This is a genomic window from Streptomyces sp. TRM70350 (genome assembly GCF_019219825.1).
In the GTDB taxonomy this organism is placed as follows: domain Bacteria; phylum Actinomycetota; class Actinomycetes; order Streptomycetales; family Streptomycetaceae; genus Streptomyces.
Genome location: NZ_JAHUXH010000061.1, coordinates 1 through 13160 on the forward strand (window position 1 = coordinate 1; position 13160 = coordinate 13160).

Consider the following 13160-nt stretch of genomic DNA (forward strand, 5'->3'; position numbering starts at 1 on the left):
GACGTCGCGGTTGGCCCGCGGCACCGCTGTCCAGGGCGCGTACCGGTCGAGCGCGAGCGCCACAGCGTCCTGCAGCGGGATGGCGGTGCATAGGTCGTGTACTGCTTCACGGCGCGCACCGCAGTCACCAGGTGACCTTCGATGCCTACACGGACAGCCCCATGCTGGGCAAGGCCACCACCGCCGTCCGCTCCCTCGGCGACACCTTCTCCCACGCGGAAGCAGCCTTCAGCGCCACCAGTCGGCCCGCCGTGGACCAGAGCACCCGTACGCATCCGGCGACGATCCGGCTTCGCCTGACACCCGCCGCGCCCTGCGGTGCCCCGGGCCCAGAACCCCAGCGACACCACGATGAGAAGGCTCCGACCGCCGGGTGCTCGGGCCTATCGCGTTCTGGTACTACACCACCGCCAGTACAGCGGCCAATTCCTCCAGGCCACTTGACCGCCACGTGAAGGAGTCGGTCTTGCGCGGCGGATCCCCGACCGGTCGCTGAACGTAGGCGGTTCGCATGCCCATGGGCTGGGCTCCGCGGAGGTCCCAGGCGTGCGCGGCGACCATGAGCACGCGCTCTGGTGGAGAACCTGCCGCGTCGAGCGCGAGCTGGTAGACCTCCGGCGCAGGCTTGTATGCCTGGGCGTCCTCGGCGGACAGGGCTTGGTGCCAGCGCAGTGCCGCGTGAGCGTTGAGCCGGAGCAGGGACGTGCGGCTGGCATCGCTGAGGGCCAGCACCGGAAAACGCTCGGCCAGGCATGCGAGGCCGACGAGGGAGTCGTCCCAGGGCTTCATGCGCTGCGCTGCGGTGGCCAGTCGATCGAGGGCAGCGGCGTCGGTCAAGCCGACGCAGTTGGCCACGCGCTCGGCCGCCTCTCGGTCGATGACCTCCGAGTTGGCGTAGGGCCGCACATTTTCCGCGATGCGACGCTGCTCGTGCTCCACATGCTCTTGCCACACGTTGAGCAACCGGTCGACACAGACTTCCCCGGACGCTTCTTCTGACGCGGGAGCCGCCTCCCGCATGGCCGCTCGCAGTCCGCCGGGTTCGTCGACCATCGTGCCGAGGACGTCGAAGACAACGACCTCGATGTCGTATGCCTCGGTCATCCGACCTCCCCATCACGGCGTTCGGCGTAACACGGTGAACCGAACCAACCGACCATGCCCGTCATTACCCCATCAGCGGCATGTCGTACGAACAGGCGTCACAGACAACTGACATGAAAAGCACCGGCGTCGCAATGGTCGATTCACTTCGCCGGTGAGGCGGAGTTCTTTGGCGTTCCCGGCTCGTCCTGGGGCGTTCACACCTGCGCAGCGACTGCTGTAACTATACCGCTGGGTGTAGTGTTGAGCTGTGACTGTCAACAGCGAGAGCGTCGGTCGAAGCAGCAAGCGACGGGGCATGCAGCACCTCACGCCGGCTGGCGTGAAGATCCTCCAGACAGCCTCGCGGCTCTTCTACGAGCAGGGGATCCGCGCCGTCGGCGTGGAAGCGATCGCGGAGGAAGCGGGCGTCACCAAGAAGACCCTCTACGACCGCTTCGGTTCGAAAGAGGACCTCATCGTCGCCTATCTGCGCGCTCGTGATGGCTTGTGGCGTTCCACGCTGGTGAAGTACGTCAACGGTCATGACGGTCCCCCGACAGAGAAGATCCTGGCCACGTTCGGCGCTCTGCGCGAATGGATGCGCGAGCGGAACCTGCGGGGCTGCGCCTTCATCAACGCGTCGGTGGAACTCCCTGAAGGCCACCCGGGCCGGGAGGTCGCCCGCGACCAGAAGGCCTGGCTGCTCGCCTACCTGGAAGGACTGGCCGCGGAAGCCCGTGTCGAGGATCCCGCAGGACTGGCCGCCCAGGTTCTGATCCTGCACGAGGGGGCCTGCGTGGCCGATTCCATGCGGTCGCTCGATTCGGCCGTCGATCGTGCTGAGCATGTGGCCAGAGTCCTCATCGAAAGGTCGCTTCCCGAGTGACCACTCCGGCCCCAGCCACATGACACGAGGGTGAATGATCCCGGGTTCGCGTCCGCTGTCGGGACCGGCCTCCCGGCCCCGGCTACCAGCGAGGTTCTACGCGACGAGAGAAGTAGCGGCGAGGGAGTTCAGCGTGGGCATCGGGTCGGCCGCACGGCCGTTCGCTATCGCGCGCCCGGGGTTGCCGTTCAGCTGCCTTGCCAGATCAGCCGCATACGCCCGCAACAGGTCGTGCATGCGATAGTGACGCTCGTCATGGCGCTGAACCAGGTGCGCGGCGGCCAGATTGCACAGCGACAGTGAGGCCTCCTCCGGAGGGACACCCGCGATCGACGCCGTGCTGGCCACGTCGATCAGATGACCCGGGAGCAGGCCGAGCCCCCGGAAGACACGAGCACTCTGCTCGTCGAGCGCCTTGTACGAGGTCTCGAACGCGTCGCGGAGTACCACGTCCCCCTCGGCGAGGTTCAGCCGGGCCTGCTGGGGTTTGAGTTCGGCGGCAAGGGTCTCGGCGCTGTGGTGCTGATGGCTCACGATCCGCTCGGCAGCCAGGACCAATGCCAGTGGAAGACGCCCGCATCGCTCCGCCAGTACGGCCACCGCGCCCGGGTTGGCGTCGGCCCGCACCTGGCCTATGACCGCGCCGATCAGCTTGGCGGCTTCCGGCTGGCGCAGCTCGGGCAGGGGCAGCGAGACGGCGTCCACCAAGGGCATCAGCCCCGGTAATCGCGACCGGCTGGTCACCACGACGGCGCATCCCGGAGATCCGGGTAACAGGGGGCGGATCTGCTGGGCGTCCGCGGCGTTGTCCAGAACCAGGAGCACTTCCCGGCCGTGCAGGTACGTCCGGAAGGTGGCAGCCCTTTGATCCAGCTCCGCAGGAATGCGTTCAGGAGGTACGCCCACGGCGCGCAGCAGATCCTCCAGCACGTCGAAGGGCGCAGCCGCGGTGTCCGGCTCGGGCCCCCGAAGGCTGACGAACAGCTGCCCGTCGGGGAAGTGACCGTCGTTGACGGCTCGGTGTGCCCACTGCACCGCGAGCGCGGTCTTTCCCACGCCGGGCGGGCCGTTGATCACCGCCACGGGTACCGCAAGTGTCTGCTCGTGGCCTTGAAGAAGCCCGTCCAGTCGATGCAGGTCATCATGGCGCCCCACGAAATGCCGTTTTGCTGCGGGCAGTTGAGCAGGCCGGACCCAGCCTTGCTGCTGATGAGTCGCCGCTTCCAGAGCGGAGGCGATGGCGGTGAAGGTGTTTCCGACGTTCAGTGCTCGATCGCAGGCCTTCGCGAAGCTCACCGACGGCGACCGCTTGCCGGTCTCAACCTTGCTGATGTGGCCCGGGTTGAAATGCACCCGAGCGGCGAATTGCGTGAGCGAAAGCCCGCGCTTCGTCCGGTGAGCCCGCAGCAACTGCCCGAACGTCGCCGGTACGCCGGCGAGAGAGCCAATTCTTTCCTGGGCACGCTGAGTTGACGATGAGCCCTGCGCTGGTTCTCGTACCACTGTCTAGCCCCCAGAATCGTACAGTTGGTCGAAAGCAGCCAGCCCAAACCGGGGTTGCTGCGACGGCCGTGCCTACTTCCAGGCCCGGGCGGTGGGCCTGGTGATCCAGATCGCATGCTTCGGACCGTCTTGGCGGTTGCGAATGGACGCCATGGAAGCTGGCAGCACTCATTGAGGAGAGAGCCAGGTATGGAAGGTCGTGCCCCGCACCGGCAGGGATGGCCGCGGATGTCTTCGGTGACGCGCTGGGCTAGTTGCCCGGCGTCGCCAGCAAATCGTCGTGGGTCGGGAACGGGGAGGCGATGCCGTCTGGCAGGAACCGGATGGCGCTGTGGTCGGCCCGCTGGAAGAAACGGATCGCAGTGCAGCTTGGGCGAGCGCCCGCGTCGAACCAGTGGGGTGTACGGCCGGGTACGGACAGCAGGTCCCCTGTCGTGCACAGCACCGCGTACACCTGGCCCGCGACGTGGAGATAGAAGCAGCCCGTCCCCGCCACGACGAAACGCACCAGATCGTCGTCGTGGACGTGCTCTTGCAGAAACTTCTCATGCGCTGGACACGTCTGCCGGCCCTGGCCTGTATCGGCCGGCGGGGGAGTCATGCGGACGATGTCGACGATCCGGTAGCCGCCCTCGGCGCTCAGATGGTCGATGTGGCTCTTGTAGGCCTTCATGACCGTGGTGTCGTCGGCGTCGGCAGGAAGCCGGCGGGCGGCGTGCCACCGGACGAGGCGCACACCGATCCTGAGCAGTTCCTTGTGGATGACGTCCAGGTCGTCGGTCCGCAGCCGCACCGTCTCCGGTGCGTCCTCCGGCATGATCTGAAGCAGTGTCACCGGGCGTTCACCCTGGCCACAGCGGGTTCGTCGGCGACCGCGTCAGCCCGGAACAGGTGGCTGAGCTGTTCGATACGCTCCAGCCTGCTGAGCGCTTCGTCGGCGTCCCGACCCCAGGTGACCAGGCCGTTCTGCTGGATGAGCAGAACCGGAGGGGTGCCGGCGGCCGAGGCGTCGAGAGCGGCCACCAACTCCTCGGCGATGAGCGACGCATCGAGTCGGTCCGCGACGACCGGCAGTGCGGGCAGGCAGGCATCCGACAAGCCGAGTGTCTGCGCCATTTCCTGTTCCTTGAGGACCGCTTGGCCGAAATGACCGCTGCCGTCGGTCAAGGGGGCGAGTGCCTTGGCGCATAGTGCTGGCGCATAGATCACTGCTCCGCAGTCGGGCAGTCGCCGGTAGAGGGCGAGGTGTATCGCGGTTTCGTCCGGGGGCCATTCGATCTCCCCAATCAACGGCAGCCCTTCGAACGGGTCCACCATCACGGTGTCCTGATGGGTCATCACCCTCTTGTCCAGGTCACCGACGGTGATCAGAACCGCTTCGCCCGATCGAACCGAGACACTGCCGGACGTTCCCGGCAGCCAACCACGCCGGCACAGGGACTGGCCAACTGCCGAGAGATGTTGACGTTGCGACTCGGCGTCATCGCGGATGTATACGGGTTTCACGGATTCTCTTCTCCCGTACGGGCCAGTGGTTGCGTCCTCGTGCACCGGTCGCCGTGCCGTTGACCTCTCGGCGGATCGACAGCGCACGTTCTGGGGACAGTCAATGCGCCACCAGCCACTACGCCGGACAGATGGAGCAACACGTGCGCATCTCCTTCGTGGGGGGAGAGACGGTGACGTATACCAACCGGTATAGCTACATGCTAGGGAGTTGATCTTTGTGGTGTCAACGGGCACTCCCGAGGCGACTGGAAAGCTCTTTCCCGTTGCAGTCCGGTCGCGCGTCTGGTAGTTGACGGACCCATAAGCGGACGGAGGCTGTCCACTTCATGGCGATATGCAGGTCATTGCGGCCCGGCCGCGTGCGTCTGGCCGTCTGAGCCGATGGCAGAAAAGAGCGCACGGTGGCCGGCCGGTGCACCGGCGAACGCTGGACCGACGCGCCCGGCAAGGCGCTCTGGGGCCCGCTGTTGCCGCCGTTGCCTGGCGACAGGCAACAGGGCACCCCTTGTACAGCTTTGCCAGCCGTGGCGATAGTGAAGTCACTGCCACCGCAGGACGCCGTTCCTCGTGAAGGGCGCAATCCGATCGCAGTTGATTCCTTCGGCACAGACCGGTTCCGTGTGCCCGTCGGCCCTTCGTCGAATTGGGCGAACCGGAGACTCTAAGGAGACCGAGATGGGTACACGCGTCGACCATGCCGAATTGGTTGTGTCGCCCGGCGAGTTCTTCCAGATAAGTGAAACAGAACGGATCAGGTCATCCATCGGGCTCCGGCTTTCGGACCATTCCTACCTCCCGAAGGCGGAGGATCCGCGTGCCGACTGGGTGGCAAGCGTTGCCGTGCCGGCGTTCAAGACGCTGGCACACATGGGCGTACTCGCCCCGCGGTTCTGCACGATCGGGACGGGGGCGGGTCTCGACGCCCTGGCGGCCGTGGAGATTCTGCAAGCACGTACCGTTGGTTTCACCGACCTCCACGAGGACGTTCTCGCGTATGCGCGGGAAAACATTCGCAGCAACCTCTTGAGCAAGGATGTCGAACTGATCGGAGGCGCGGGCGACCTCCTCGCCCCGCTGGCCGGCAAGCTGTCGCAGATCGACGTGATCTACGAGAACCTCCCCAACATTCCGATGGCGGGCAACGAGGATCTGGCCGACGGCCAGACGAGTTCGACCTTCATCACCGAGCGCAGCGAGGAGATCCCCGGCTCCGCGGAGAAGAACCTCGTGACGCTGCACTACCTGGCTCTCCAGCAGGCACATCCCCTCCTTCGGGTCGGCGGGCGCGTGCTGTCGTCGATCGGTGCGCGCATTCCGTTGTCCGAAATCCTGGCCCTCTCCGGAGCCGCCGGCTACAACGGCAGCATCCTGACCTACACCTGGAAGGTCCAGTCCGAGCCAACCGAGGTGGTCGGCGGATACGCCCAGTGGGAGAGGGAAGGGCTGGGGCCGTTCCACTTCTACCCGGTGAGCGTTCTGCACGATGCCTTCGAGGGCCTGTCGCCCGCGGCAGCCGGGGCGCAGGCCCTGAAACTGGAGGAGGAGCTGGCGCCGTTCGAGATGTCGGCGCTGGACGCCCTGGCTCTGGTGGAGAAGGGCGAAAGGGTGGGTCACACGGTCGCGATTCTCGACTCGGTGAAGATTCCTGACTCTGCCCTCTGACCGGGCTTCAGCGCCTCTTCGGTGCATTTGACAGTCGGCAGCGGACGGTGAGGCACCGGGCAAGCACTGGCCCGGTGTCCGCGGCACACAGGCCGAACCGGCTCCCCATCACCGTTTTCCACACTCAGTAAGGAGTCGGCATGAATGTCCAGTCGTTCATCGGCAGGACGCCCCTCGTCGAACTGAAGACCTTCGACGTTCCGGCCGGTGTTCGGATATTCGCCAAGGCCGAATTCATGAATCCGGGGGGCAGCATCAAGGACCGGATCGTCCGTTACATCCTCGATGACGCCGAGCGCCGCGGTCTGCTCCAGCCCGGCGCGACCATCGTGGAGAACACCTCCGGAAACACAGGTGCGGCGATCGCGATGATGGCGGCAACACGTGGCTACCGCGCGATCCTGACCATGCCGGACAAGGTGAGCAGGGAAAAGCAGGACGCGTTGCGCGCCATGGGCGCCGAGGTGATCGTCTGCCCGACCTCGGCCCCACCGGACTCGGCCAAGCATTATGTGACGTACGCGAGGCGCATCCACGCGGAGACGCCGGGCTCGTTCATGCTCAACCAGTACGACAACCCGCTCAACGCGGAGGCCCACTTCCGATCGACGGGCCCTGAGATCTGGGAGGCGCTCGGGCAGTCGGTGACGGCGTTCGTTGCATCAGGGAGCACAGGCGGCACGATCTCCGGAACTTCGCGGTTCCTGAAGTCGAAGAATCCGTCCGTGACGTCCGTCCTGCTCGATCCGGTGGGTTCCATCTACCACCGCTATTTCCACGAAGGCGTCGTCGACCCTTCGCAGATCGCACCGTACTTCGTCGAGGGCGCGGGCGAGGATCATCTGGCGAAGTGCATGGACTTCTCGGTCGTCGACGATGTGATTCAGTTCACCGACGCCGATGCCTTCGCCACCTGTCAGCACCTGGCCAAACGCGAGGGTCTCATCTGCGGTGGCACCTCGGGTGCCAATGTGTGGGGCGCCGTGCAGGTGGCCCTATCGCTGACGGAACCGGCCACGGTCGTCACCGTCCTGCCGGACAGCGGAAGCAAGTACATCTCCAAGATCTACAACCGGGACTGGCTGATGCAGAACGGTTTTGCCGCCGGGCAGAATCCCGCGCTGGAAGCGACTGCGTGATGGGAAGTACGCAAAAGAACGTGGCAGCGGCACTGACGGCCGCTCTGCTGTGGGCCTTCGCCTTCCCTGCCCCGGCCGCCGTCAAGCCGGCGAGTGAACTGCTCCTGGTCACCGGCCGGTACTCCTTGTTCGGCCTGTGCGGCCTGTACGTCCTGTGCCGAGGCCGGCGCCAGCTCAAGCTGATGCCGATGCGCAGGATCCTCTTCGGCCTGTATATAGGCTTCGTGGGGTACTTCGTCTTCTACATCTGCGTCTCGTACTCCGCCACCATGGGCAGCGGCTTCATCACCGCGGTCATCGTGGGGTCCTCACCGATCACTATCGCTGTGGCCGGCAACTTCGCGGAAAAGCGCATGTCGTGGAGCGAGCTGGTCGGGCCGGTCCTCCTGATTCTCTCCGGCCTCACCCTCCTGAGCACCGCGGACTTCATTCACGGAGGGCCCCCGAACCGCGCGCAAGACTCACTTTTCGGGATCCTGCTGGCCCTCATGGCCATGCTCACCTGGTCCTACTTCGTCGTCCGCAACGCCCAGTCACAGCGCACCTGGGAGACGAAGCCGGACCCCAAGATCTGGGCGGCGCTGGTGGCCATGGGGGCAGGCGGTGCCTCCATGGTCCTGCTGCCCTTCGCCATTGCCACGACGCCTGAGGAGACCTTCTCTCCGTACCCCCTGTTCAAGATCATCGCCTGGTGCGTCTTCCTCGGGGTCATCGGTTCCTGGTGGGGCACATACATCTGGGTGAAGGCGGCGCAGGGCATTCCGGTGCCCTTGGTCGGGCCGTTGCTCGCCACGGAGACGATTTTCGGCGCGATCATGAGTCTCCCGGCGGAACGGCGGATGCCCACCTGGACAGAGGTCGGCGGCGCCCTATTCATTCTTGCCGGAATCGCTGTCTACATGGTGTTCGACGTGAAGAACTCCCGATCGCGAGGAGACGGCGCTGGCGCCAAGCAGAAATCGGACGCATCAGACGTGCCCGCAGTGACATAGCAGAACGAGAAAAAGAACCGTCACGATCGTTGATCCGAACCGACGAGGAGGAATTCCCATGAGCAGGTCCTTCACGAACATCAAGCAGTCCCACGTGTTCTTCGACGATTCCCCGGGGCTGAAGAACTACTACGAGGACTGGGCGTCGCGGTACGACGTGGACCTGGCGGACCAGAAATGGGTGGCGCCCCGAATCGCGGCCAACCTCGTGCACCTGCTCGCCTCCGCCTACGTGACGCCGGACACGACCGTCTTCGACGCCGGCTGCGGCACCGGCCTCGTCGGCAGTGTCCTGCGCACCCTGGGCAACTACGTGATCGACGGCGTCGATCTCTCGGAGAACATGGCCGTCGAGGCCCTGAAGACCCAGGCGTATCGGAAGGTCTACGGCGGCGTGGACCTCTCGGTGCCCCGACGCGATGAGCGTCTAGACCAGTACGGCATCGTGGTCAGCAGCGGTGTGTTCACGCTCGGTCATGTGCGCCCCCCGGCGCTGCTCACCCTGATCGAGTACGCCCTGCCCGGGGGCCTGATCGCGGTGTCCACTCGCGGCAGCTACGCGGCTGAGACGGGATTCGAGGACTTCGCCCGGTCCGAGAAGGTCGCTGCCCTGGCTCCCCTTGAGTTCAAGCTGAAAGACGCCCACTACATCGCCGAAGAGGGCGCCGACTACTGGGTCTTCCGCAAGATCGGTCCGGCGCAATGACAAGGGCCGCGAACGGCTGATCCGGCTCGGAACCGCCCCTTCCACTGACCCGAGGTCAGAAGTACGCCCAGCCACCGGTGGTGACGGGGCCACGTACCTTCGGCTCCGGCCGCCAGGGGCCGCACATGTCGACCGGTATCCACCACGTCTGCCCTGGAGTGTCATGTCCCGCAGCCTGTTCACCTCGGAATCCGTGACCGAGGGACATCCTGACAAGATCGCCGACCAGATCAGCGACACCATCCTCGACGCACTGCTGCGTGCCGACCCCGCATCACGCGTGGCGATCGAAACCCTGATCACCACCGGTCAGGTGCACATCGCGGGCGAGGTAACGACCTCCGCCTACATCGACATCGCCACCCTGGTCCGGGAGAAGATCCTCGACATCGGCTACGACTCCTCGGCCAAGGGATTCGACGGCGCTTCCTGCGGGGTGTCGGTGTCGATCGGCTCACAGTCCCCCGACATCGCGCAGGGCGTCGACAAGGCGTACGAGACCAGGCTGGAGAGCTCGGCCACAGGCGGCGCGACCGACGGGCTCGACCAGCAGGGCGCGGGCGACCAGGGCCTGATGTTCGGCTACGCGACCGCCGAGACGCCCTCCCTGATGCCGTTGCCGATCGAGCTGGCCCACCGGCTCTCGCGCCGGCTGACGGAAGTCCGCAAGAACGGCACCGTCCCCTACCTGCGCCCCGACGGCAAGACCCAGGTCACCATCGAGTACCTGGGCAGTCGGCCCGTACGCCTGGACACGGTCGTCGTCTCCTCCCAGCACGCGAGCGACATCGACCTGGACAGCCTGCTCACCCCCGACATCCGCGCCGAGGTCGTCGAGCACGTCCTGGCCCAACTCGCCGACGACGGCATCAAGCTGGACACCGAGGGCTACCGCCTGCTGGTCAACCCCACCGGCCGCTTCGAGATCGGCGGCCCGATGGGCGACGCCGGGCTGACCGGACGGAAGATCATCATCGACACCTACGGCGGTTACGCCCGGCACGGCGGCGGCGCGTTCTCCGGCAAGGATCCGTCCAAGGTGGACCGTTCGGCGGCGTACGCGATGCGCTGGGTGGCCAAGAACGTCGTCGCGGCCGGCCTGGCCGAGCGTTGCGAGGTCCAGGTGGCATACGCCATCGGCAAGGCCGAGCCCGTGGGCCTGTTCGTCGAGACCTTCGGCACCAACACGGTCGCCGTCGAGAAGATCGAGACCGCCATCTCCGAGGTCTTCGACCTCCGCCCGGCCGCCATCATCCGCGATCTCGACCTGCTGCGCCCGATCTACGGCCAGACCGCGGCCTACGGCCACTTCGGCCGCGAGCTGTCGGACTTCACCTGGGAGCGCACCGACCGCGCGGACGCCCTGTGCAAGGCAGCGGCAGCAGGCTGACAGCGCGGCGCCGGGCACGCCCCGGAACGACAGACGGCGGTGCACGGTTTACCCCCGGACCGCGCACCGCTCCCCCGCCCGGCACCTGCCGCCCCGGCCGTTCCATAGCCCACCCCGGCCTCAGGACCAAGGAGTGCTGTCCATGCGCATCGCCGTGAGCGGATCGATCGCGACCGACCATCTGATGGTGTTTCCCGGACGCTTCGCCGAACAGCTGATCAAGGAGCAGCTGGAGCGGGTTTCCCTGTCCTTCCTCGCCGACCGGCTTCAGGTGCGCAGAGGAGGCGTCGGTGCCAACATCGCCTTCGGCCTCGGCCTGCTCGGTCTCGACCCGATCCTGGTCGGCGCGGCGGGCGTCGACTTCGCCGAGTACGGCGCCTGGCTGCGGGCGAATGGCGTCGACACATCCGAAGTCCGGGTCAGCGAGCGTCTACACACCGCCCGCTTCGTGTGCACCACCGACGAGGACCTGAACCAAATCGCCACCTTCTACGCTGGCGCCATGGCCGAGGCCCCCCGGATCGACCTGGCCGCGATCGCCGAACGTACCGGCACGCCCGCGCTCGTCCTGGTCGGCGCCGACGATCCCGCCGCCATGCTGCGGCATACCGCCACGGCCCACCGGCTCGGCATCCCCGTCGCCGCTGACCCCTCCCAACAGCTCGCCCGCCTGGACCGGGACCAGGCCCGCCAACTCGTGGACGGGGCACGGTGGTTGTTCACCAACGAGTACGAGGCAGCCCTGCTTCTCGAACGCACCGGATGGACGGAGCACCACCTGCTCGGGCGGATCGGCACCTGGACCACCACGCTGGGCGAGGCCGGAGTGGCACTGGCCAGGTCGGGTGCCCCCACCCTGCGGATCCCGGCCGTACCCACGGACAAGATCGCCGATCCCACGGGCGCGGGAGACGCCTTCAGGTCCGGGTTCCTCGCCGGTACGGCGTGGGACTTGCCGCAGGAGCAGGCGGCCCGGCTGGGCTGCGCCCTGGCCACCACCGTGCTGGAGTCCGTCGGCACCCAGGAGTACAAGCTCAGCCCGCCGGACCTGATCACCCGCATCGAGCAGACGTACGGCAACGACCCGGCCCGCGCTCTCGAGCCGCGGCTCGCGCAAGTGTCATGACCCTCAAGGGTCGTGTGGGCAGGCCGGGAGGCACGCGTTGACGGACACATCTCCGACGTTCTCGTTCGAGTTCTTCCCGCCCAGGACGGCTCAGGGCGAACAGACACTGTGGCGGGCGATCCGCCGGATCGAGGCGCTCGCCCCCGACTTCGTGTCCGTCACCTACGGGGCCGGCGGGTCCTCGCGTGAGCGGACCATCGAGGTGACGCAGCGGGTCGCGGCCGAGACGACCTTGCGACCGGTGGCTCATCTGACCGCCGTGGGGCACTCGATCCTCGAACTGCGCCACATCATCGGCCAGTACGCCGACGCGGGAATCCGCGATGTCCTGGTCCTGCGCGGCGATCCGCCCGGCGCCCCGAACGGCCCCTGGATCCCGCATCCGGACGGCTTCACCCACGCCTACGAGCTGGTCGAACTGGTACGATCCCTCGGGGACTTCACCATCGGTGTCGCCGCCTTCCCGGAAAAGCACCCGCGCTCGCCGGACTGGGACAGCGACATCCGGCACTTCGTCGCCAAGTGCCGCGCGGGCGCGGACTACGCGATCACCCAGATGTTCTTCGACCCCGAGGACTATCTGCGGCTGCGGGACCGTGTCGCCGCCGCGGGCTGTGACATCCCGATCATTCCGGAGATCATGCCGGCCATCGATGTGCGCCAGATCCGCCGCTTCGCCGAGCTCTCCCACGCCGCCTTCCCCGAGGACCTCGCGCACCGCCTGGAGGCGGTGCGCGACGACCCTGTGGCCGGTCACCGGATCGGCGTCGAGCACGCCACCGCCATGGCCGGGCGTCTGCTGGCCGAGGGTGCCCCGGGTCTGCACTACATCACGCTGAACAAGTCCACGGCGGCCCTGGACATCCACCGCAACGTGCTGAGCGCAAGGAGCCTTCGTGTCAGCTGAGTTCACCGATTTCAAGGTTGCCGACCTCTCACTGGCCGAGTTCGGCCGCAAGGAGATCACCCTCGCCGAGCACGAGATGCCCGGTCTCATGGCGATCCGCAAGGAGTACGCCGAGGCGCAGCCCTTGAGGGGTCCTTGCACTATGAGCGTCCGATCAGGTCGCGTGGTCTGGTGCCGTGCATCGCAAGGCGCCGGAGCGCCCTGGTAGCGGAGCCACCTGGGCGTTTCGGCAACGCGGCGAGGTGCGGTGCCAG

General features: G+C 66.7%; 12 protein-coding genes and 1 pseudogene. 9 read left to right on the forward strand and 4 right to left on the reverse strand.

The genetic code is table 11. The features are described 5' to 3' along the window. Positions 1–399: 399 nt before the first annotated feature. Positions 400–1104, reverse strand: coding sequence for a haloacid dehalogenase type II (locus KWI83_RS37180; protein WP_218518789.1), 705 nt, complete (start codon positions 1102–1104; stop codon positions 400–402). Positions 1105–1354: 250 nt separating this feature from the next. Here KWI83_RS37180 and KWI83_RS37185 point away from each other — a divergent pair, with 250 nt between their 5' ends. Next, entirely contained in the window at positions 1355–1972 is a 618-nt protein-coding gene (locus tag KWI83_RS37185; RefSeq protein ID WP_308122392.1) for a TetR/AcrR family transcriptional regulator, read from the forward strand. Positions 1973–2068: 96 nt separating this feature from the next. On the opposite strand, the gene KWI83_RS37190 is transcribed toward KWI83_RS37185, so the two are convergent. From KWI83_RS37190 to KWI83_RS37200, 3 genes are all read right to left on the reverse strand, one after another. Next, on the reverse strand, positions 2069–3382 hold the full coding sequence (locus tag KWI83_RS37190; protein ID WP_218518790.1) for a helix-turn-helix domain-containing protein: 1314 nt from the start codon (positions 3380–3382) through the stop codon (positions 2069–2071). A 343-nt stretch (positions 3383–3725) separates the two neighbouring features. Further along, complete coding sequence (locus tag KWI83_RS37195) at positions 3726–4310, reverse strand: cupin (RefSeq protein ID WP_218518791.1); 585 nt, start codon at positions 4308–4310, stop codon at positions 3726–3728. After that, complete coding sequence (locus tag KWI83_RS37200; RefSeq protein WP_218518792.1) at positions 4307–4981, reverse strand: class II aldolase/adducin family protein; 675 nt, start codon at positions 4979–4981, stop codon at positions 4307–4309. The genes KWI83_RS37195 and KWI83_RS37200 overlap by 4 nt, the downstream gene beginning before the upstream one ends. A 678-nt stretch (positions 4982–5659) precedes the next feature. Between KWI83_RS37200 and KWI83_RS37205 the strand changes: the two genes are divergently transcribed. The 8 genes and pseudogenes from KWI83_RS37205 to KWI83_RS37240 all read left to right on the forward strand — a co-directional run. Further along, positions 5660–6646 carry a class I SAM-dependent methyltransferase gene (locus KWI83_RS37205; protein WP_218518793.1) on the forward strand — a complete coding sequence of 329 codons (987 nt, stop codon included), beginning with the start codon at positions 5660–5662 and terminating at the stop codon, positions 6644–6646. A 140-nt stretch (positions 6647–6786) separates the two neighbouring features. After that, on the forward strand, positions 6787–7785 hold the full coding sequence (locus KWI83_RS37210; protein ID WP_218518794.1) for a PLP-dependent cysteine synthase family protein: 999 nt from the start codon (positions 6787–6789) through the stop codon (positions 7783–7785). 20 nt (positions 7786–7805) lie between these two features. Further along, entirely contained in the window at positions 7806–8777 is a 972-nt protein-coding gene (locus KWI83_RS37215; RefSeq protein ID WP_218518795.1) for a DMT family transporter, read from the forward strand. Positions 8778–8835: 58 nt separating this feature from the next. Further along, a complete protein-coding gene (locus KWI83_RS37220; protein ID WP_218518796.1) occupies positions 8836–9483 on the forward strand; it encodes a class I SAM-dependent methyltransferase in 648 nt (215 codons plus the stop codon). Positions 9484–9646: 163 nt separating this feature from the next. Beyond that, on the forward strand, positions 9647–10873 hold the full coding sequence (gene metK / locus KWI83_RS37225; protein WP_218518797.1) for a methionine adenosyltransferase: 1227 nt from the start codon (positions 9647–9649) through the stop codon (positions 10871–10873). A gap of 142 nt (positions 10874–11015) precedes the next feature. After that, positions 11016–11999, forward strand: coding sequence for a carbohydrate kinase family protein (locus KWI83_RS37230; protein WP_218518798.1), 984 nt, complete (start codon positions 11016–11018; stop codon positions 11997–11999). Positions 12000–12036: 37 nt separating this feature from the next. Then, positions 12037–12906 (forward strand): methylenetetrahydrofolate reductase [NAD(P)H], encoded by an 870-nt coding sequence (gene metF, locus KWI83_RS37235; protein WP_218518799.1) that lies wholly within the window; start codon positions 12037–12039, stop codon positions 12904–12906. After that, a pseudogene (locus KWI83_RS37240) lies at positions 12896–13033 on the forward strand (adenosylhomocysteinase); the annotation flags it as partial. The gene metF and the pseudogene KWI83_RS37240, both read left to right, overlap by 11 nt. Positions 13034–13160: the final 127 nt, after the last annotated feature.